The organism is Mesorhizobium sp. M0088, from assembly GCF_040322895.1.
Classification (GTDB): Bacteria; Pseudomonadota; Alphaproteobacteria; order Rhizobiales; family Rhizobiaceae; genus Mesorhizobium.
In genome coordinates this window covers 387,006-407,900 of the sequence record NZ_JAMYUI010000001.1, presented here as the reverse complement: position 1 = coordinate 407,900, position 20,895 = coordinate 387,006, and the positions used below count along the sequence as shown (strand labels likewise).

At 63.5% G+C, this 20,895-nt stretch carries 20 protein-coding genes and 1 tRNA gene; 8 read left to right on the top strand and 13 right to left on the bottom strand.

Features of this window, described 5'->3' with window-relative positions:
* Positions 1-27 precede the first annotated feature (27 nt).
* From NKJ67_RS01855 to NKJ67_RS01820, 8 genes are all read right to left on the bottom strand, one after another.
* Positions 28-1,005 (bottom strand): complex I NDUFA9 subunit family protein, encoded by a 978-nt coding sequence (locus NKJ67_RS01855; protein WP_127270317.1) that lies wholly within the window; start codon positions 1,003-1,005, stop codon positions 28-30.
* Positions 1,006-1,098: 93 nt separating this feature from the next.
* Positions 1,099-1,551, bottom strand: coding sequence for a DoxX family protein (locus NKJ67_RS01850; RefSeq protein ID WP_127270318.1), 453 nt, complete (start codon positions 1,549-1,551; stop codon positions 1,099-1,101).
* A 196-nt stretch (positions 1,552-1,747) separates the two neighbouring features.
* On the bottom strand, positions 1,748-2,029 hold the full coding sequence (locus tag NKJ67_RS01845) for a hypothetical protein (protein ID WP_127270320.1): 282 nt from the start codon (positions 2,027-2,029) through the stop codon (positions 1,748-1,750).
* A 240-nt stretch (positions 2,030-2,269) separates the two neighbouring features.
* Entirely contained in the window at positions 2,270-3,271 is a 1,002-nt protein-coding gene (locus tag NKJ67_RS01840) for an Ldh family oxidoreductase (RefSeq protein WP_352580234.1), read from the bottom strand.
* Positions 3,272-3,387: 116 nt separating this feature from the next.
* Positions 3,388-4,197, bottom strand: coding sequence for an ABC transporter permease (locus NKJ67_RS01835; protein WP_027039831.1), 810 nt, complete (start codon positions 4,195-4,197; stop codon positions 3,388-3,390).
* The gene (locus NKJ67_RS01830) at positions 4,197-4,862 is read right to left on the bottom strand and encodes an ABC transporter permease (RefSeq protein WP_164749059.1); all 666 of its coding nucleotides are present in this window, start codon (positions 4,860-4,862) and stop codon (positions 4,197-4,199) included. The genes NKJ67_RS01835 and NKJ67_RS01830 overlap by 1 nt, the downstream gene beginning before the upstream one ends.
* Positions 4,863-5,066: 204 nt before the next feature.
* Positions 5,067-5,867 carry a transporter substrate-binding domain-containing protein gene (locus NKJ67_RS01825; RefSeq protein ID WP_023811511.1) on the bottom strand — a complete coding sequence of 267 codons (801 nt, stop codon included), beginning with the start codon at positions 5,865-5,867 and terminating at the stop codon, positions 5,067-5,069.
* 54 nt (positions 5,868-5,921) lie between these two features.
* On the bottom strand, positions 5,922-6,737 hold the full coding sequence (locus NKJ67_RS01820; RefSeq protein ID WP_352580232.1) for an ABC transporter ATP-binding protein: 816 nt from the start codon (positions 6,735-6,737) through the stop codon (positions 5,922-5,924).
* 213 nt (positions 6,738-6,950) lie between these two features.
* Between NKJ67_RS01820 and NKJ67_RS01815 the strand changes: the two genes are divergently transcribed.
* The 4 genes from NKJ67_RS01815 to NKJ67_RS01800 all read left to right on the top strand — a co-directional run bounded on the left by NKJ67_RS01815 (position 6,951) and on the right by NKJ67_RS01800 (position 10,935).
* Positions 6,951-7,823 carry a dimethylarginine dimethylaminohydrolase family protein gene (locus tag NKJ67_RS01815; RefSeq protein WP_127268707.1) on the top strand — a complete coding sequence of 291 codons (873 nt, stop codon included), beginning with the start codon at positions 6,951-6,953 and terminating at the stop codon, positions 7,821-7,823.
* The gene (locus NKJ67_RS01810) at positions 7,820-8,467 is read left to right on the top strand and encodes a TetR family transcriptional regulator C-terminal domain-containing protein (RefSeq protein WP_236383290.1); all 648 of its coding nucleotides are present in this window, start codon (positions 7,820-7,822) and stop codon (positions 8,465-8,467) included. The genes NKJ67_RS01815 and NKJ67_RS01810 overlap by 4 nt, the downstream gene beginning before the upstream one ends.
* A complete protein-coding gene (locus NKJ67_RS01805; protein WP_352580231.1) occupies positions 8,464-10,041 on the top strand; it encodes a 5-guanidino-2-oxopentanoate decarboxylase in 1,578 nt (525 codons plus the stop codon). The genes NKJ67_RS01810 and NKJ67_RS01805 overlap by 4 nt, the downstream gene beginning before the upstream one ends.
* A 186-nt stretch (positions 10,042-10,227) precedes the next feature.
* Positions 10,228-10,935: an SDR family NAD(P)-dependent oxidoreductase gene (locus tag NKJ67_RS01800; protein WP_128287606.1), complete on the top strand. Its 708-nt coding sequence runs from the start codon at positions 10,228-10,230 to the stop codon at positions 10,933-10,935.
* Between the two features lie 97 nt (positions 10,936-11,032).
* Here the strand turns inward: NKJ67_RS01800 and rpsA are convergent, their stop codons facing one another.
* From rpsA to aroA, 3 genes are all read right to left on the bottom strand, one after another.
* Positions 11,033-12,730 carry a 30S ribosomal protein S1 gene (rpsA, locus tag NKJ67_RS01795; RefSeq protein WP_013528183.1) on the bottom strand — a complete coding sequence of 566 codons (1,698 nt, stop codon included), beginning with the start codon at positions 12,728-12,730 and terminating at the stop codon, positions 11,033-11,035.
* A gap of 208 nt (positions 12,731-12,938) precedes the next feature.
* Positions 12,939-13,589, bottom strand: coding sequence for a (d)CMP kinase (gene cmk / locus NKJ67_RS01790; protein WP_352580230.1), 651 nt, complete (start codon positions 13,587-13,589; stop codon positions 12,939-12,941).
* 238 nt (positions 13,590-13,827) lie between these two features.
* Positions 13,828-15,186, bottom strand: a complete 1,359-nt coding sequence (gene aroA, locus NKJ67_RS01785; protein WP_352580229.1) for a 3-phosphoshikimate 1-carboxyvinyltransferase — start codon at positions 15,184-15,186, stop codon at positions 13,828-13,830.
* 206 nt (positions 15,187-15,392) lie between these two features.
* Between aroA and NKJ67_RS01780 the strand changes: the two genes are divergently transcribed.
* A complete protein-coding gene (locus NKJ67_RS01780) occupies positions 15,393-15,782 on the top strand; it encodes a TIGR02300 family protein (RefSeq protein ID WP_013528180.1) in 390 nt (129 codons plus the stop codon).
* Between the two features lie 172 nt (positions 15,783-15,954).
* Positions 15,955-16,030 (top strand) — tRNA-Ala (locus tag NKJ67_RS01775).
* Between the two features lie 190 nt (positions 16,031-16,220).
* On the opposite strand, the gene dgoD is transcribed toward NKJ67_RS01775, so the two are convergent.
* Positions 16,221-17,369, bottom strand: coding sequence for a galactonate dehydratase (gene dgoD, locus NKJ67_RS01770; protein WP_352580228.1), 1,149 nt, complete (start codon positions 17,367-17,369; stop codon positions 16,221-16,223).
* Positions 17,370-17,377: 8 nt separating this feature from the next.
* The gene (locus NKJ67_RS01765) at positions 17,378-18,124 is read right to left on the bottom strand and encodes a FadR/GntR family transcriptional regulator (RefSeq protein WP_109665815.1); all 747 of its coding nucleotides are present in this window, start codon (positions 18,122-18,124) and stop codon (positions 17,378-17,380) included.
* A 200-nt stretch (positions 18,125-18,324) separates the two neighbouring features.
* Between NKJ67_RS01765 and NKJ67_RS01760 the strand changes: the two genes are divergently transcribed.
* On the top strand, positions 18,325-19,314 hold the full coding sequence (locus tag NKJ67_RS01760; RefSeq protein WP_027039820.1) for an arabinose ABC transporter substrate-binding protein: 990 nt from the start codon (positions 18,325-18,327) through the stop codon (positions 19,312-19,314).
* A 68-nt stretch (positions 19,315-19,382) separates the two neighbouring features.
* A complete protein-coding gene (gene araG / locus NKJ67_RS01755; RefSeq protein ID WP_352580227.1) occupies positions 19,383-20,894 on the top strand; it encodes an L-arabinose ABC transporter ATP-binding protein AraG in 1,512 nt (503 codons plus the stop codon).
* Position 20,895: the final 1 nt, after the last annotated feature.

The window sequence follows — 20,895 nt, the reverse complement described above, 5'->3', positions numbered from 1 at the left end:
GACACAGCTTCAGACGGTTGTGATAAATCAAGCAGCAGGCTTGCGTTGCTGGAACTGGCCGGCGGCGCGGTAGCGCCAGAGATAGCTCGGCAGGATCGTCGCGATCGATTGCGGCTGGATGCCGAGCCCTGCAAGCGTCCTGTTGGTCTTGTTGGCGGCGTCCGAAACGATGTTGTGCTCGCGCAACTGCGTCACCTGGTCCTTGGTCAGCAGCGGATTGGGCAACAGACCGAGGATCGAGGCCTGGATGTTGGCCACCCACCACGGCACCGGCACCAGCAGCCGCTTGCGCTCGATCACGTCGAGCAGCTCTTCCATGCACTGCTTGAAGGTGAGCACCTTCGGTCCACCAAGTTCATAGATCTGGCCGCCATCCACCTTGCCGTCGACCGAGCGCGCCACCGCTTCGGCCACGTCGCCGACATAGACCGGCTGGAACTTGGTCTGGCCGCCGCCGATCAGCGGCAGCACCGGCGAATAGCGCGCCATGTTGGCGAAGCGGTTGAAGAAGCCGTCTTCGGGTCCGAAATTGATCGACGGCCGGAAGATCACGGCGTCCTTGATCGTCTCCAGCACAGCCTTTTCGCCAAGCGCCTTGGTGCGCGCGTAGTCTGATTCGGAGTCCAGATCGGCGCCAAGCGCAGAAATGTGGGTCAGGCCGGCGCCGACCGAGCGTGCGGCCTCGGCCACTGCGCGGGCGCCGAACTCGTGCACGGCGGAGAATTTCTGCCGGCCGCTCTCATGCAGGATGGCGACCAGATTGACGACGTGGTCGGCGCCCTGCACGGCGCGGTCTACCGACCAGCGCACGCGCACATTGGCCTGCACCGGCTGGATCTGGCCGACATTGCCAAGCGGCTGCAAATGGCCGGCAAGATCGGGCCGCCGGCAGGCGACCCGGATGCGATAGCCGCGCTTGGCCAACGCGCGCACGACATGGCGGCCGACAAAGCCTGACCCGCCAAAGACGACGACGAGCTTTGGGGTCTGCAGGATTTCGGTCATGGCTGGCTCCGGCGCTCGCAAGCTTGGCTGAAGCCGTTTCATAATCCGTTTCGTGCCAAAGGCAAAGGGCGACGCGTCGTCGCTATCAGCCTGTCAGAACGCTTTGCCCATACGGGCGTCGACCGAATGGCGGTTGCCGCCGCGAATGACGAAGAAGAGCAGGATCGCCGCCCAAAGCAGCGACTTTTCCGCGCCCGAATAGCCTTGGTCCATCGTGACCCAGTGGAACCAGACCGTGACCAGCAGCACGAACAGGCCGGCAAAGGCGGCCGGCCGCGTCAAAAACCCGATGGCAATGAAGATGCCGCCGAAGAATTCAGTGCAGGCCAGAAGCAACGACCACAACGCGCCCGGATAGAAACCGAGACCCTCGACCATCTCGGCAGCGCCGAAAGGATTGGTGATCTTCTGCGAACCATGGATGGCGAAAAACCCGCCGGCGACGACGCGAAGAACGGTTTCGGCACCATCGTGCAGAGCCGCGTAAAACCTGCCAAGGACCGGGATGACAAGGGCGTTGCGGGGGTTGTCCGTGCTTGCCGACATTATAGCTCCTCTGTTTTGCTCAATCAGCGCAAACGGCCGGTCGGGTCGGCCGAAGTCAAATAAACAAAAGTTGACCAAAACAAGAATGTTTTATTCATTGTGCGTCAAAACGCAGAAAACCCCGCCGAAGCGGGGTTTTCCGGGTGACATCCATGCGAAGTCAGGGGCCGACGGAGCGGCCTGACCTGAGACGGTATCAGGAGGGCGTGAAGCAAGTACGCCCACCCCAGCCCTGAACATCCGACATGGTGCCACCAACCTTCTTGCAGGCGGCGACGAAATCGGCGCTGCAATTGGCGAATTTTGCATGGCCGTTCTTGCAGTAATGGTCTTCGGTGGCGCCGCCGCTCGGGGCGGCGATGACACCCGGGCTGGTCGGCTTGGCCGGCGCGGCCTTCAGGGTGGCTGCCTGTGTGGCACCCATGAACGAGCCGAGCAGAAGGACGGCGGTCAGCATGGTGATCTTGGTGTTGGTCATGACAATTTCCTTTGATTTGGGTTGAGGTTTCCGAGGCGCGAAGGACCGGCCTTCGCGTGATGCAGGCTTTCGATTTCGGTTTGCTGCTTCCCCCGGTGTGGATCGGGCAAGCTCGCCTTGCCCTGGACAAAGCTGGGTCGCAGCAAGGCGCGGAAAGGTTCAGCAGCGCGCAAAGAAAATCGCACCGCGCCGCGCCTGCGGCGGGCAGATTTCAGATAACTATTTGATATAAAAAACTATTCAGGAAGAATAGCGTGCGGCGAATTCGGAAATGCGCTGCACCACCGCCTTGGATGCCGTGATGCCCCGCGCTTGCGCATTCTCGGCGGCCTCTGCGCGGGCACGACCGGGCACATGCACACCGAAGCGCCGCCGCAGCCGGTCGAGCTGGTCCTTCATCCGCTGCTCGAAATCCGGATCGAGCAGCTTGGGTTCGATAGCAAGCACGAATAGTCCCGTGCCGGGGCTGTCCGGCCCGCCGCTGAACCATGGCGCGTCGAGCGACCAGTTGGCGCCCGACAGGCCCGCCGCCAGCACCTCGACCATCAGCGCGATGTTGGCGCCGCGCTGGCCGCCGAAGGCGAGCATTGCGCCCTTCATGGCGGCGGCGGGATCGGTGGTCGGGTTGCCGCTGGCGTCCAGCGCCCAGCCTTCAGGGATCGTCTTGCCCTCCTCGGCCGCTTTGCGGATGTTGACGAAAGCGGTGGCGCTCGACGACTGGTCGATGACCAGCGGCGCCCCGTCGGCGGCGGGGGCGGCAAACGACATCGGGTTGGTGCAGTAGACTGGCTTGACCGAGCCCGAGCCGGCAAGTACGGCCGGGCCGTTGGTGGCGGCGAACGACACCAGCCCGAGTGTTGCCAGCCTTCCGGTGAAATAGCCGAGCGCGCCGCATGTATAGGCGTTCTTCTGCGAGAAGATGGCGACGCCGAACAGCTTTGCCGCCTTGGCGAGGTCGTCGATAGTGCGGTCGAAGCCGGTATGCGCCAGCCCCCGGCGTGCATCGGAGAGATAGACCGCAAGCGCCGGCCGGGTGATCACCGGGTCGGCATTGCCGTCGATGCGTCCGGCTTCCAGCGCCTCGAGATAGTCGATGAAATGCGACAGACCGACCGAGGAAAGCCCTTCGGCCTCGGCTGATATGATCGAAGCAGTGAGCGATTGTGCCGCTTCCTCATTGGCGCCAGCGCCAAGTGCCGCCATCCGGCACAGTCCTTTTGCCTGGTCGAGACTGAGTTGCATGATGGCAATCCTAGGGGAGTAAGGGAATAGGGGAATAGGGGAATGGTGAGCAGTGAATAGCGAATGGGGATGGAATTGTGAACGTGAATAGTGGCTGGCTACTCCCCTACTCCCCTCTAGCCAATCTTGTTGGGGATCCTGGCCTCTATCCTGCTGAAGGCGAAGACCAGAATACCGGTGATCGTCATGTAAATCAGCGCCAGCAGCAGCAGGGGCTCATAGGTGAGGTAGGTGTCCTGCCGCACCTTGGACGAAACGGCGAAGATGTCGATGACACTGATCGTTGCCACCAGCGGCGTCGATTTCAACTGCAGCACGGTCTCGCCGGTCAGCGTCGGCAGCGCCCGGTAGATGGCCTGCGGCAGCCAGATCCGCCGGAATGCCTTCCAGCGGCTCATGCCGAAGGCACGCGCCGCCTCCAGTTGTCCCTTGGGCACACCGGCAAAGGCGCCACGCATCACCTCGCCCTCATAGCCGGCGAAAGACAGGGTCAACGCCAGCACGCCATAGGGCCAGGCTTGCCTGAGATATGGCCACATCCAGGATTCGCGGATCCACGGATATTGCGGGAACAGCGAACCCAGGCCGTAATAGAGCAGCCAGAGCTGGATCAGCAGCGGCGTGCCCCGGATCACCGTGCAGAACACCTTGGCAGGCGCGGCGAACCAGAATGAGCCGGCGGCTTGCGCCAGCCCGAGCGGCACGGCGAGCAGAAAGCCCAGCACGCAGGTGACGGCCAGGATCCACAGCGACCGCCAGATGCCGATCAAGCCCATTTCATAATATTGCGGCAGCCAGTCCCAGCGCATGAAAAAGGCAGCCGACAAAACAAGGCCCAGTGCGATCAGGATCAGCACGATGCGGTGCGGCTGCAGCCACAGCGATGTTCGCGCGACGACGTTGATGATGGCAGCCTCGTTGGCCATCAGCGCGCCTCCTTGAGCGAAGGCATGCCGCGCCGCGACCAGGTCTCGACCCGGCCGATGACGAGGTTGGAGAACAGCGACAAAAGCAGATAGAGCACGCCCGCCGCGAAAAAGAAGGTGAAATAGGCTTTGGTGACACCCGCCGCCTGCCGCGTCGCCAGCGCCAGTTCGTAGAAGCCGACGACCGCCAATAGCGCGGTATCCTTGGTGGCGATCAGCCAGAGATTGGCGAGGCCCGGTATGGCGAAGGGCAGCATTGACGGCAAGGTGATGCGCCGCAACAGCAGGCCCGGAGACATTCCATAGGCGCGGGCGGCCTCGATCTGGCCCTGCGGAATGGCCAGGATCGCGCCGCGTATCACCTCTGTCGAATAGGCGCCCTGGACGAAGCCGAGCACGGCGATGCCGGCGGCAAGGCCGCTCACGTCGACGCGCTGATAGCCCATGGCCGTCAGCGCCTGATTGATCAGGTCGGTTCCGGCGTAATAGAGCAGCAGGATCAGCACCAGTTCGGGCACAGCCCGCACGATGGTGGTGTAGACCGCCAGGAGATCGCGCACCACCGGCCCGCCATAAAGCTTGCCATAGGCGCCGCCGGTGCCGATCAGAAGGCCGAGGCACGTGGCGCCCAGCGCGATCTCGATGGAGTGCAGCAGCCCGACCAGAAGCGTCCCGCCCCAGCCTGGCGGGTAGGGCGAGAGAAGCTCGGTGATGCCGGCCGCGGAGGCCGAAAGAAGTGCGTCGATCAGCGTCGCCCCCGAAGTGCTGGCCAACCGCCGACGGCTGCGTCGGCGGCAAACATGCCTGGGAAAGATCGGGCAGGTGGGGCACGGCGCTGACGCCATACCCCACCGCTCATACGAGGATCGTCAGTTCGACTGCGCGCCGCCGCCGCCGTAAATGTCGAAATCGAAGTATTTCTTCGAGATCTCGTCATACTTCCCGTTGGCGCGGATCGCCTTGATGCCGGCGTTGATTTTGCCCTTCAGTTCGGTGTCTTCCTTGCGCACGCCGGCGCCGACGCCCGGTCCGAGCACTTCGTCATCGGGAGCGACCATGCCCTTCAGGTCGCAGCAGGCCTTGCCCTGGTCGGATTTCAGGAACTCGCCAAGCGCGATGGAATCGGCCTGAACCGCATCGAGGCGGCCGGCGGCAAGATCGTTGTTGGCTTCGTCCTGGGTCTGGTATTCCTTGATCTCGGAGGCTGTGCTGCCAAAATGTTTCTTGGCGTAGACAGCGTGCACCGTCGAAACCTGCACGCCGACGATCTTGCCCTTGAGGTCGTCCGGGGCGGAGCCGAATTTCTGGTCCTTCGGGCCGATGATCGCGGTCGGCGTGTTATAGTACTTGTCCGAGAAATCGATCGTCTTCGCGCGCTCGGCGGTGATCGACATCGAGGAGACGATGAGGTCGATCTTCTTGGTCGTCAGTGCCGGGATGATGCCGTCCCAGGCGACCGGGGTAATGACGCAATCGAGCTTCTCCTCGGCGCAGACGGCATCGATGAAGTCGATCTCCCAGCCAACCCACTTGCCCGAAGCATCGGGCGAGGTGAAGGGCGGATAAGGCTCGGCGGCGACGCCGATCTTGACGGGATCGGCCTTGGCCACGCCCATGGCTGCGACGCCGAGCAGCAGCGCTGCGGCAAATGTCTTCAGAACGGTCTTCATTTCATAACTCCCAGTTTGTTGTTGGTTCCCGGTTTTCTTCCGTCCCGGCCTGTTCTAGCCGATGTTGCGGATGAACTGCTTCAGCCTTTCGGATTTGGGCGCGCCGAAGATCTGCTCGGGCGGGCCTTCTTCCTCGACCAATCCATTGTAGAGATAGACGACATGCGTCGCGACCTCGCGGGCGAACTTCATCTCGTGGGTGACCAGCACCATGGTGCGGCCTTCGCGCGCCAGGTCGCCGATCACCTTCAGCACTTCACCGACCAGCTCGGGATCGAGTGCGGAGGTGGGCTCGTCGAACAGCATGACGCGCGGATTGATGGCCAGCGCACGGGCGATCGCCGCGCGCTGCTGCTGGCCGCCCGACAGATAGGCCGGATAGACGTCGCGCTTTTCGGCCAGACCGACACGGGCGAGCAGTTTCTCGGCCTCGCCGATCGCCACATCGCGCTTGACGCCAAGCACATGTACGGGAACTTCGATGACGTTTTCGATCAGCGTCATGTGGCTCCACAGGTTGAAGTTCTGGAACACCATGCCGAGCTTGGAGCGGATGCGCTCGATCTGCTTGCGGTCGGCCGGAATGGTGTGGCCGTGGCTGTCGGCCTTGAGCTTGATCTCCTCGCCATTGACGCGAATGATGCCGCTGGTCGGGTTTTCCAGGCAGTTGATGCAGCGCAGCAGGGTGGATTTGCCGGAGCCCGAGCCGCCGATGATGGCGATGACCTCGCCGTCGCGCGCCGACAGCGAGACGCCCTTCAGCACATGCAGCTCACTGAACTTCTTGTGCAGGTTTTCGACGTGGATGGCTTCGGCGGCGCCGTCATGCGCCTTGCCGGATTGGACTGTGGCAGCTTCCACCACGCTCACTGGGTGACCTCTACAGGGTCGGTGGCGGTTCGTCGAACGTCTATCCGGCTAATCAACATATACGCTGTACTGCCCCGCTCCAGACTTCAGCATGGACCCAACGGCGCGAGCCCGTCAATCCTGCTTATTACGGCACTTGCGAGCTTGTTGTGCAAGTGTATAAATAGCCTTCCATGAAATTTTCTCGATTTTTTTCAGCGAAAAAGGACTTCGATGAGCGCTTTCGGATCACAGTCCATGGCGGCGCCGCTGCGCCGCGTGCTGATGCGGTCGGCGGCCAACGCCATGCGCAATGCCGACAGGGCTGCTTGGCACTATGGCCCGGGTTTCAATCCGGCGAAAGCGGCATCGCAGCACGCGCTCCTTGCTGAACTGGTGGCGGCTTCCGGTGCCGAAATCGAATGGATCGAGGACACGGCGGATGGACTTTCGGATTCGGTGTTCACGCACGACCCGTCGCTGATGACCGATCGCGGCGCGCTGATCCTGTCCATGGGCAAGCCGTTGCGCGCCAGGGAGCCCTCGCTGCATGAGGAAACCTACCGAAGGCTGGGTATTCCAATCCTGGGCCGCGTCGAGGTTCCTGGCCAGGTCGAAGGCGGTGATTGTGTATGGCTCGATGCCCGCACGCTGGTGATCGGGCGCGGTGTCCGCTCCAACCAGGAAGGCATCCAGCAGGTTTCCAACCTGCTGACGCCGCTGGGCGTTTCCGTCTACGGCTTTGATCTGCCGCTGTGGCAAGGCGAAGAGGCGTGCCTGCATCTGATGTCGGTGATCAGCCCGCTGGCCGACGACCTCGCACTGGTCTATTCACCGCTTTTGCCGGCCCCGTTCTATCAGATGCTGAAGGCGCGCAACGTCCGGCTGGTCGAAGGCGACGCCGAAGAGTTCGCGGCTTCCAACGGCCTTAGCCTGAACGTGCTGCCGACCAGCCCACACAAGGTCATTGCCGTCGCAGGCTTTCCAAAGACCAAAGCCGCGATGGAAGCCGCCGGCTGCACGGTCGAAATCTTCGAGGCGGATGCGCTCTGCATCGCCTGCGAGGGCGGGCCGACATGCCTGACGCGACCGATCCTGCGCCAATGAATATGCCATCCCGCCGCAGGTTCCGTCGCGAGGGCGAGGAGCGGCGGCGGCAGGATCTGATCGAGGCCACTCTGGACAGTGTGGCGGAACATGGCCTGCAGGGCGCCACCTTGCGCACCATCGCATTGCGTGCCGGCGTCACCGCTGGGCTGATCCGGCACTATTTTCCCGGCAAGGAAGAATTGCTGCAGGAAGCCTATGCAGCGCTGATGGGCCGCATGACCGAGCAGGCGAAAGCGGCTTTGGTCATGGAGAATGCCTCGCCTCGCCAGCGCCTTGCGGCTTTCGTCACCGCCAACCTCAATGCGCCGATCATCGATGCGCGGGTGTTTTCGCTCTGGGCAACCTTCATCGGCCGCGCCAGAGCGGATCCGACCTTGGCCCACGCCCACCGCGAAGGCTACCTTGGTTTTCGCAATGAGGTGGAGGCGGTTGTGGCTGAGGTGCTCGCCGCCGAACGGCGCAATCCGGACGCAAGCCAATTGCGCCACCATGCCATCGCGATTAATGCGATCATCGACGGACTCTGGATCGAAGGCTGCCTGGCCGGCGAGATGTTCTCGGCCGGCGAATTGGCGGCGATCGGCATCAAGACTGTCGAGGCCGAACTAGGCCTCGCGCCGGACGGGGAGGAAAACCAATGACGACACTCGGCGAAGCCCTCATCTCGCTGCTTGAAGCGCATGGCGTCGACACGGTGTTCGGGATTCCGGGCGTCCACACGGTCGAGCTCTACCGCGGGCTGGCGCGCTCGAATATCCGCCACGTCACGCCGCGTCACGAACAGGGCGCCGGCTTCATGGCCGATGGCTATGCGCGCGCCAGCGGCAAGCCGGGCGTCGCCTTTGTCATCACCGGACCGGGGCTCACCAACACCATCACCGCCATGGGGCAGGCACGCGCCGATTCGGTACCGATGCTGGTCATATCAGGCGTCAACGCCACGCCGACGCTGGGCAAGGGGCTGGGCCATCTGCATGAATTGCCGGACCAGCGCGGCATGATGGAGAAGGTGGCGCTGTTTTCGCAGCGCGTTACCGAGGCCGGCGAATTGCCCGGTGCCCTGGCGCAGGCCTTTGCCCTGTTTTCATCGGCGCGGCCCGGCCCGGTGCATATCGAGATCCCGACCGACGTCATGGTCACGTCGGCGGATGGCATCGCTGCCATGCTGAGCAATGTGACCCCACCCGCGCCGGAAGGTGCCGCAATTGCCAGCGCGGCCAAACTCATCGGTGCCGCGCACCGCCCGCTGATCCTGGTCGGCGGCGGCGCCAAACGCGCCGAAGCGCCACTGCGGCGTCTGGCCGAGCGGCTGGGAGCGCCGGTCGTCCAGACCACCAATGCGCGCGGCCTGCTGCATGGTCATCCGCTTTGCGTGCCGGCCAGTCCCAGCCTGAAGACAGTGCGGGCGCTGATGGCCGATGCCGACCTGGTCATTGCCGCCGGCACCGAATTCGGCCCGACTGACTATGACGGCTATAGCGATGGCGGCTTTGTCCTGCCCGCCAATCTGATCCGCATCGATATCGGCGCCGACCAGCTTGCCCGCCGCCCGGCAACCGTTTCGATCCAGGCCGATTGCGCCGAGGCGCTCGAAGCGCTGCTTCTGCAGACGGGCCATATCCCGGCAAGCGAAGGTGGGCCGACACGCGCCGCCGCCGCCCGGGAAGCAGCCTTTGCCGAACTCAATCCAACACTGCAGGCACAGGTGCGCGCCGTCGAGATGATCCGCGACGCCTTGCCGGGCGCGCTCATCGTCGGCGATTCGACGCAGCCGATCTATGCGGCCAACCTCTATTACGACCACGACCGCCCAGGCGGCTGGTTCAATGCCGCCACCGGCTTCGGCGCGCTCGGCTATGGCCCCCCGGCGGCGATTGGCGCGGCCTTTGCGATACCCGATGCGCCGGTTGTCTGCCTGACCGGCGACGGCGGCTTCCAGTTCACGTTGCCGGAGTTGGGCGCCGCGCTCGATGCGCGGGCGCCGGTCATCTTCATCGTCTGGAATAACAGAGGCTACCGCGAGATCGAAACCTCGATGCTCGATGTCGGTGTCGAGCCGGTCGGTGTATCGCCGGCGCCGCCGGATTTCTGCAAGCTGGCCGAGGCCTATGGCATCGGCGCCGAACGGCTTGCCGACATCGACGCTCTCGCGGACGCGTTGAAGCGCGCCCGGGCCACCGGACTGCCGCGCGTCATCGAAATCACGGTTGACTGAAGGACGGTGCTACGTATTTCCCGTCTCGCCGGCCCTGAACCACGGCCGGCCGGTGGGCGGACGCATGCAAAGACGCGACAACTGCCATGTCGAGATGTCAATTGAGTGACGGGGCAAAAGGCGCGACGCTTCGCGTCGGCGGCACAGAAACGACCTAACGATAAAAAAATGACAGGAGCGTCCAAGATGACGGAAACACTTGAAGGCAAGCATATCGTCGTGACCGGTGGGACCGGTGCGCTCGGCGGTGCGGTTGTCGGCAAACTGCTGAGTGACGGCGCGATCTGCCATGTGCCCAATGCCCATGCCGCCGCACCAGCGCATTTTCCCTTCGCCGCGCATGACCGTGTCCAGTTGGTGCACAATGTCGATCTCTCGGACCCCGCCAAGGTCGAGGCGTTCTACAGTCAGGTTCCAGGCCTGTGGGGCTCAATCCACCTGGCCGGCGGCTTCACCGCCGCACCGGTGGAAAAGATCGAGTCGGCGTCCTTTGCCGAGATGATGGACACCAATGCACGCACCGCCTTCCTGTGCTGCCGCGCCGCGATCCGCTCAATGCTGTCGTCGGACACGGCGGGCCGCATCGTCAACGTCACGGCGCGCGCCGGGCTCGATCCGCGGCGCGGCGCTGGCATGGTCGCTTACGCCGCCAGCAAGGCGGCGGTTGCCGCGATGACGGTGGCGATGGCGGAGGAGCTGAAGCACAGGGGCATCCTGGTCAATGCGGTGGCGCCGTCGACGCTCGATACGCCGGCAAACCGCGCCGACATGCCGGATGCCGATGTCACCAGATGGGTCAGCCTCGAAGCCGCCGCCGAAGCTATCGCCTACCTGGCATCGCCGGCCAATCTGGCGATGAGCGGTACGCTGGTGCCGCTTTACGGCAGGGCGTAACCTTCCAACCTTTATCTCGGTCAAAGAAAAACCCCGCCGGATCGCTCCGGCGGGGTTTTTGTTGAGGCCGCGCGCAAGGCGCGGCAACAGCTAATGCTTAGCTGCCCTGCTTCTTCAGCGCGGCACCCAGGATGTCGCCCAGCGAAGCGCCGGAGTCGGTCGAGCCGTACTGAGCGACCGCTTCCTTCTCTTCGGCGATTTCCAGCGCCTTGATCGAGACCTGCAGCTTGCGGGTCTTCTTGTCGAAGGCGATGACGCGGGCATCGACCTTCTGGCCGACGGTGAAGCGCTCGGGGCGCTGCTCGTCGCGGTCACGGCTCAGATCGGAGCGCTTGATGAAGGTCTCGATGCCGCTGTCGACCAGCCGCACTTCCAGACCGCCATCCTTGACGCCGATGACTTCGCAGGTGACGACCGCGTTCTTGCGCAGTTCGCCTGAAGTCGCCGCTTCGCCGACCGTATCCTTGGCCAGCTGCTTGATGCCGAGCGAGATACGCTCCTTGTCGATGTCGACATCGAGCACCTGCGCCTTGACCATGTCGCCGCGATTGTACTCTTCGATGACCTGCTCGCCCGGACGGGTCCAGTCGAGGTCGGAAAGGTGCACCATGCCGTCCACGTCGCCTTCGAGGCCGATGAACAGGCCGAACTCGGTCTTGTTCTTGACCTCGCCCTCGACCTGGCTGCCGACCGGATGGCTCGAGGCGAAAGCCTGCCACGGATTCTCGAGCGTCTGCTTGAGGCCGAGCGAGATGCGGCGCTTGGCCGGATCGACCTCGAGCACCACCACGTCGACTTCCTGGGTCGTCGACAGGATCTTGCCGGGATGCACGTTCTTCTTCGTCCACGACATTTCCGAAACGTGAATGAGACCCTCGATGCCCGGCTCCAGCTCGACGAACGCGCCGTAGTCGGTGATGTTGGTGACAGTGCCCTTGATCTTCTTGCCGATCGGGAACTTGGTGCCGATCTCGGACCACGGATCGCTCTCGAGCTGCTTCATGCCGAGCGAGATGCGGTGGGTTTCCTGGTTGATGCGGATGATCTGCACCTTGACCGTCTGACCGATGTTGAGGATTTCGGTCGGATGGTTGACGCGGCGCCATGCCATGTCGGTGACATGCAGCAGGCCGTCGATGCCGCCGAGGTCGACGAACGCACCATAGTCGGTGATGTTCTTGACGACGCCTTCGACAACCTGGCCTTCTTCGAGGTTCTGCACGATTTCCGAACGCTGTTCGGCGCGGCTCTCTTCGAGCACGGTACGGCGCGACACCACGATGTTGCCGCGGCGGCGATCCATCTTGAGGATCTCGAAGGGCTGCGGGTTGTGCATCAGCGGGGAGACGTCGCGGATCGGGCGGATATCGACCTGGCTGCGCGGCAGGAAGGCCACGGCGCCGTCGAGGTCGACAGTGAAGCCGCCCTTGACCTGGTTGAAGATGACGCCTTCGACGCGCTCACCCTTGGTGAACTTCTCTTCGAGACGGACCCAGCTCTCTTCGCGGCGGGCCTTCTCGCGGGAAAGCATCGCTTCGCCAAGCGCGTTTTCGATGCGCTCGACATAGACTTCGACGGTGTCACCGACCTTGAGGGTGGTGTCCTTGCCCTTGACGCCGAATTCCTTCAGCGGCACGCGGCCTTCGACCTTGAGGCCGACGTCGATGATGGCCATGTCCTTTTCGATCGCGGTGATCGTACCCTTGACGACCTGACCTTCGCCGGAATGGCCTGTGGTAAATGATTCTTCGAGCAGGCTCGCGAAATCATCGCGAGTGGGATTTGCAGCTGACATTGTTTCTCCTGGAGTGCCCCGCATCTAGAAGCGGGACGGGCGCCGTAGGTTAGCGTTGCGTTGGCCTGCCGGCGTTCCGGGCTACAAAAACCCTGGGCCGCTCTTTAAGCGGCAATTCCGGCGCATGAAGAATGCTGGCAGGCTGGTTCGTGCCCGATATGGGTATTTTCTTCGCCTCCGACAACGGAAATACGAGGGAAAACCCGGATCAGGCCTTGTCTCTCTTGGCCAGCACGTCGTCTATGATCGCCATGGCTGCAAGAAACGCGGCTTCTATAGCCATTTCGCTGGTATCAAGCAAGTGCGCGTCGGCCGCCGGCTTCAACGGTGAGTCCGCTCGACCCATGTCGCGCTCGTCGCGACGCACGATATCGGCGAGAATCTCGATGAAATCAGCGGTCCCGCCGATGCTCTCGATCTCTGCCAGCCGGCGCCGTGCCCGCACCTCGGCGCTGGCTGTGACATAGAGTTTGATGTCGGCGTCGGGGCAGACGACGGTGCCGATGTCGCGGCCGTCGAGCACGGCCCCGGGCGGCGTCTTGGCGAAGCCGCGCTGCTTTTCGACGAGGATGCGCCGCACCGTCGGATACACCGCGACCTTGGAGGCAGCCTCGCCGACGGCATGCGCCGACAAGACCGCCCGGTCGAGCTTTGCCAAGTCGACCTGGCGGGCCGCGGTTTCGGCGGCTGAGACATTGTCGAGCGGCAGCGCGTGCTGGATCAGCGCATAGGCGACGGCGCGATAGGTGAGACCGGTGTCGAGCAGGTTTAGCCGGTAATGGTCGGCCAAGCGCCGGGCGAGGGTGCCCTTGCCGGCGCCGGCGGGGCCGTCGATGGCGATGGTGAAGACATGTGTCATTTGCAGACCGCCGAAAGGGTTGGGCGCCGCGATCCTTCACGCCCCCCTCTGTCCTGCCGGACATCTCCCCCACAAGGGGGGAGATCGGCCGTTATCGCGGCCTCCGCTAATTGTCTACGTTGCAGAATTGGGCGAGGCGCAAAGCGTGCCAATCTCCCCCCTTGTGGGGGAGATGTCCGGCAGGACAGAGGGGGGCGCTGGCCCGCCGACGTACCAAGGCTATTGGTTGCCACGACCGTCACCCAATCTCCGCGCCCAGCGCCTTCATCAGCCCCATGAATTCCGGAAAACTCGTCGCGATCATCGCCTGATCGTCGATGGTCACCGGCTTTTCCGTCGCCAGCCCCATCACCAGAAAGCTCATGGCGATGCGGTGGTCGAGGTGAGTCTGCACGGTGGTGTCCTGGCCGTTGGGATGGCCGCCAAGGCCCTTGCCGCCCGGTTTGCCGCGCACGGCGAGCGAGGCCTCGCCCTCAGTGCAGTCGACGCCGTTGAGCTTCAGCCCGTTGGCGACGGCCGACAGCCGGTCGGACTCTTTCACCCGCAGCTCCTCCAGCCCCTGCATCAGCGTCTCGCCCTCGGCGAAGCTGGCAGCGACGGCGAGCACCGGATATTCGTCGATCATCGACGGCGCCCGCTCGGGCGGCACGGTGACGCTCTTGAGCTCGGAATAACGCACGCGCAGATCGGCGACGTCTTCGCCGCCGGCGTTGCGCGGGTTGAGGATGTCGATGTTGCCGCCCATCTCCTGCAGCGTCAGAAGCAGGCCGGTGCGGGTCGGGTTCATCAGCACGTTTTCTATTGTGATGTCCGAACCCGGCACAATCAGTGCCGCCACCAGCGGAAAGCCGGCCGAGGACGGGTCGCCCGGCACGGCGATGGTCTGGCCGGTCAGCCTGCCCTGGCCTTCGATGAAGATGTGGCGCACGCCGCGTTCGTCGGTCTCGACCGACAGGTTGGCGCCAAAACCCTTCAGCATCTTTTCGGTGTGGTCGCGTGTCATCACCGGCTCGATCACCGTGGTGATGCCCGGCGTGTTCAGCCCGGCGAGCAGCACCGCCGATTTCACCTGCGCCGAAGCCATCGGCACACGGTAGGTGATCGGCGCGGCATGCTTCGGTCCATGCAGTGTGATCGGCATGCGGTCGCCCGGCGTCGCCTTCAGCACCTGCACGCCCATCTGGCGCAAGGGTTCGAGCACGCGGCCCATCGGCCGGCCCGACAGCGAGGCATCGCCGATGAAGGTCGTCTCCATGTCATAGGTGCCGACAAGGCCCATGGTGAGCCGCGAGCCGGTGCCGGCATTGCCGAAATCGAGCGGGCCTTCCGGCTGCAACAGTGCGCCGTTGCCGGTGCCGCGGATCACCCACTCGTCGCCGTTCTTCTCGATATGTGCGCCCATTGCCTTCATGGCCGCACCCGTGCGCATCACGTCCTCGCCTTCGAGCAGGCCGGTGATGCGGGTCTCCCCGGAGGCGAGGCCGCCAAACATGAAGGAACGGTGCGAGATCGACTTGTCGCCCGGCACGCGCGCGATGCCGGAAAGGGCTGGGGATTGGCGGGCGGTGGCCGGCTTGGGGGCGGCGGCGTGAGACATGGAATTTCCCTGGACGGAATGCCGGCAGGCCGGCGCTTTTCATTTGTTGCGGCGGTCTCGTATCACGGTGGGGCGAAATGGTCATCCCCCATGGTCGTCACTGACGCGAGGCCTTTCAATGCATGGTTTTGTGACGCCGGCTTTTCGCTTTGACAGCGCTGCAAACTGTGGTTAAGGGGACCACTCTTTTATTGACGAGGCTTGCCGTGGCAAAAACCGAACTTGGCACAAAACGTATCGACCCGGAGACGGGCCGAAAATTCTACGACCTGAACAAGGACCCGATCGTCTCGCCCTACACCGGCAAGACCTATCCGCGTTCCTATTTCGAGGAAGGCAAGATTGCCGCTCTCGAGGAGGAAGAGGAAGTGGCCGAGAAGGAAGTGGACGCCGAGGAAGAAGAAGGCGTTGAGGTCGTCTCGCTCGAAGAGGCTGATGAGGACGTCAAGGGCGACGACCTGCCGGATCTTGGCGACGACGAGGACGACGTCGATCTCGGCGACGACGAGGACGACACCTTCCTTGCCGACGAAGAGGAAGAAGACGACGATGTCGCCGACATGATCGGCGTCGGCGACGACGACGACGAGGTCTGATCGGCCTTGAAAGCGGGCGTTTGCGGGCTTTCGAGGCCTGAGAAGAAAAAGCGGCTCTCGAAGGCTTGATATCTGAGAAGGGCGGGGTTAGAAGCCGCCTGCACTAACGGCGTGGTCTCCAACCCGCGCCGGATCTCTTCGCCGGAAACGGCGCCGGTTGACTGCCGGAAGTGGGGCCATAGCTCAGTTGGGAGAGCGCTTGAATGGCATTCAAGAGGTCGTCGGTTCGATCCCGATTGGCTCCACCAAACAGTTCCTCTGCAATTCGCAGCCGATGAATGTGCCGCACTGCGGCCGTTGCGCTTGATGGCCAGCTCAGGCAACGCCGCTGAAAGCGCCTCCATCAACGGAACGAACGAGCCATTTCTTGAGAGCGATGGCTCGCCGGACAAAGTCCTCACTGTTCATGGAGCGCCTAGAGACTGAAAGGCAGCCCGATCACCACTCGGCGAAGGAGCCGTCCTTGTGGCGCCAGACCGGATTGCGCCAGCGATGGCCTTCCTTGGCGCGTTCCTTGACATAGTCCTCGTCGATCTCGACACCCAGTCCCGGTCCGTCGGGAATGGCGACATAACCATCCTCGTAGCGGAAGACATCCTTGTTGGCGGCATAGTCGAGCAGGTCGTTGGCGGCATTGTAGTGGATGCCGAGGCTCTGCTCCTGGATGAAGCAGTTGTAGCTGACCGCGTCGAGCTGCAGGCACGCAGCAAGCGCGATCGGCCCGAGAGGGCAATGCGGCGCCACCGCCACGTCATAGGCTTCCGCCATCGCCGCGATCTTGCGGCATTCGGTGATGCCGCCGGCGTGCGACAGGTCTGGCTGGATGATATCGACGACACCTTCCTCGAACACCGACTTGAAGTCCCAGCGGCTGTAGAGCCGCTCACCGAGCGCAATCGGCGTCGAGCCAAGCGCGGCGATCTCCTTCAGCGCCTCGCGGTTTTCGCTGAGCACCGGCTCCTCGATGAACATCAGCCTGTAAGGCTCCAGTTCTTTGACCAGGGCACGCGCCATCGGCCGGTGGACGCGCCCATGAAAATCGACGGCGATGCCGATGTTGGGTCCGACCGCCTCGCGCACCATGGCGACGCGTTCGACAGCCGCGTCGATCTTGTCATGGCTGTCGACGATCTGCAGCTCTTCGGTGCCGTTCATCTTCAACGCCAGGAAACCGCGTGCAACCATTTCCTTGGCTCCAGCGGCCACTTCGGCCGGCCGGTCGCCGCCGATCCAGGAATAGACCTTGATCGTGTCGCGCAGCTTGCCACCGAGCAGTTCATGCACAGGCACGCCGAGCGCCTTGCCCTTGATGTCCCACAGCGCCTGGTCGATGCCCGCAATGGCACTCATCAGGATCGGCCCGCCACGGTAGAAGCCGCCGCGATGCATCACCGTCCAATGGTCCTCGATCAAGCGGGGATCCTTGCCGATCAGATAATCGCCAAGCTCCTTGACCGCTGCCTCGACGGTCAGTGCCCGGCCCTCGACGACCGGCTCGCCCCAGCCGGTGACGCCGGCATCGGTCTCAATCTTCAGGAACAGCCAGCGCGGCGGAACGATGTAGGTGGTGAGCGAGATGATTTTCATGCGCAGTCTCAGTTGCTCTTGAGTTTCTTGGCGCTGACGAGGTCGCGCGCCGCGAGGTCGAGGATCTTGTTTGCGGCCCCACGCGCCGCCTCGGCGTCGCGCATGCGCAGCGCCTCGACCACCTCGCGGTGCGCCGCCACGGCCTCCATGCGCCGGTCGAGCGAAATCACCGCCGTCGCCTCGAGCGAGAATTTCAGCCCGGTGTCGATGAGATTACCGATCTGGCGAAAGATCGGGTTGTGGCTCGCGGCATAGACGATCTGGTGGAAAGCGATGTCGCTGCGCGAGAAGGCGGCGAGGTCCTCGCCAGCGCCGGCCATGCCTCGCCATGCCGCTTCGAGATCGGCGATTTCCTGCAGCGTCGCGCGGGTGGCGGCGAGTTCTGCGACCAGCGGTTCGATGGCGCGGCGCGTTTCGAGGATGGCGTCGAAGAGCTTGTCGTCCAGCGCGTGCGGCGCGTGCCAGGCGAGCACCTGCGGGTCGATGATGTTCCAGTCGTCCTCGTTGCAGACGATCGTGCCGATGCGTGGCCGCGACAGCACCAGCCCTTTGGCGGCCAGCACCTTCAGGGCTTCGCGGATCACGGTGCGGCTGACGCCATACTCGACGCCGAGCTCGTTTTCGGTCGGCAGTGAGGAACCAGCCGGGTAGCGCCCGGAGAAGATGTCCGAGGCTATCGCCTTGGTCACATCCGGCATCACGCGCGGGCGGCGAGTGGTCGTATCTCCCGGGGCTTTTTTCAGAATCTCGGTCACCTCAGCCCTCCTCCAAGGCGGCGAACCGCTGGTTTCGCACAGCCGGTCCGCCCTTAACGGATGCGGATCGATTGCGCCAGCGATCGCTGGTCAGAGCATGTACATTAATTATCATACCAGATCAATTGACGAGTATGATAAAAGCGATTAGAGACTCCGGCATCCGGGCTGAGCGCCCGGTCTATCGCTGGGAGGTAATCATGCGACTTTTGAAGACCGCGCTCGTCGCGGGCGCGCTTGCTGTGCTGTCCGTCACGACCATCGCTGCATATGCTCAGGACACCAAGATCGGTTTCATCGTCAAACAGCCCGAGGAGCCGTGGTTCCAGGACGAATGGAAGTTCGCCGACCAGGCCGCCAAGGAGAAGGGCTTTACCCTGGTCAAGATCGGCGCCGAGGACGGTGAGAAGCTGATGTCGGCGATCGACAATCTCGGCGCCCAGGGCGCCCAGGGCTTCATCGTCTGCACACCGGACGTGAAGCTTGGCCCCGGCATCGTCGCCAAGGCCGCCGCCAACAATCTCAAGCTGATGACTGTCGACGACCGTCTGGTCGGCGCCGACGGCAAGGCGCTGGAAGACGTGCCGCATATGGGCATTTCGGCCACCAAGATCGGCGAAGCCGTCGGCCAGGCGATCGTCGACGAAATGAAGGCACGCGGCTGGAAGGCCGACGAGGTCGGCGCCATCCGCGTCTCCTACGACCAACTGCCGACCGCGGTCGACCGCGTCGAAGGTGCCATCTCGGTGCTGAAGGCAAACGGCTTCAAGGCCGAGAACATCTTCGACGCGCCACAGGCCAAGACCGACACCGAAGCCGCCCTCAACGCCGCAACGGTCGTGCTCAACGCCCATGCCGACATCAAGAAGTGGGTCTCCTTCGGCCTCAACGATGAGGCGGTGCTCGGCGCAGTGCGTGCTTCCGAAAGCGTCGGCATCCCCGCTGACAGCGTGATCGGCGTTGGCATTGGTGGCGCGGATTCCGCGATCAACGAGTTCAAGAAGCCGACCGCCACAGGTTTCGTCGGCACCGTGATCATCTCGCCGAAGCGTCATGGCTACGAGACGGCGCTCAATATGTATGACTGGGTTGCCAACAACAAGGAACCGGAGAAGCTGATCCTGACTTCCGGTGCACTCGCCAAGCGTGACGACTACCAGAAGGTCCGCCAGGGCCTCGGCATCGAATAATCCTCTTTGTACAAACAGGCGGCGGCTCATCCCGCCGCCTGTTTGTCATGGCTCAAAAGGATCGGCTCGTGTCCTTTCTCGACTTCTCGCACATCACCAAGACCTATCCGGGCGTCAAGGCGCTGTCGGACGTCTCGTTCGGCGTCGACAAAGGCGCCGTGCATGGCCTGATGGGCGAGAACGGCGCCGGCAAATCCACCCTGATCAAGATCCTCTCCGGCGACCAGCATGCCGATCAGGGCGAGATCCGCATTGACGGCAGGGTTCAGGCCTATACCTCGACCCGGGATGCCTTCGACAATGGCGTCATTGTCATTCATCAGGAACTGCAACTCGTTCCTGAACTCACCGTTGCCGAAAACCTCAGCCTCGGTCGTTTCCCCGCCAACGCCGGCATCATCGCCGGTCGCAGGATGCTGGACGACGTCGGCGCCAAGCTGAAATCGGCCGGTATCGACATCGACATGCGCCGCAAGGTCAAGACGCTGTCGATCGGCGAACGCCAGATGGTCGAGATCGCCAAGGCGGTCATGCTCGACGCACGCGTTATCGCGCTGGACGAACCGACCTCGTCGCTGTCCTCGCGCGAAAGCGAAATCCTGTTTGCCCTGATCAATCGCCTGCGCAGCGAGGGCAAGGTCATCATCTACGTCTCGCACAGGCTCGACGAGGTGTTCCGGCTCTGCGACAGCCTGACCGTGCTGCGCGACGGCAAGCTCGCGGCGCACCACGCGTCGCTGAAAGGCGTCACCCGCGATCACGTCGTCGCCGAGATGGTCGGCCGCGAGATTTCGGATATCTGGGGTTTTCGCGCACGAAAAACAGGCGATGTCCGCCTGAAGGTCGACGCTCTCAGCGGCCCCAAACTGCAGACACCGGCCAGTTTCGAGGCAAGGGCAGGCGAGATCGTCGGCTTCTTCGGCCTGATCGGCGCCGGGCGCTCGGAGCTGATGCGGTTGGTCTATGGCGCCGATCCGCGCTCGGGCGGCACCATCACCGTCGACGGCAAGCTGGTTCGCGCCACCGATCCGCGTGGCACGATCCGGGCCGGCATCGTGCTGTGCTCGGAGGATCGAAAGCATGACGGCATCATCCAGGGGCGCTCGGTCGAGGAGAACATCAACATCTCGTCGCGGCGCCATCACACACGCTTCGGCGTGCTCAACCGCGCCAGCGAGATCGCCACGGCCGAGACCTTTGTCAAGAAGCTGAAGGTGCGCACGCCGTCGCGCAAGCAGGACATCATCAACCTCTCCGGCGGCAACCAGCAGAAGGTCATCCTCGGCCGCTGGCTGTCCGAACAGGGCGTGCGGGTGCTCATTGTCGACGAGCCGACGCGCGGCATCGATGTCGGTGCCAAATCCGAGATCTATGAGCTACTGTACCAGCTTGCCGAGGATGGCATGGCGATCGTCGTCGTCTCTTCCGAACTGCCGGAGGTGATGGGCATCTGCGACCGTATTCTGGTGATGTGCGGTGGCCGCGTCAGCGCCGAGCTCACCCGCGACCAGTTCGCCGAAAAGGCGATCCTGGCCGCCGCTCTCCCCGATCAGAAAACCCCCGACGCGATCGCATCCTGAG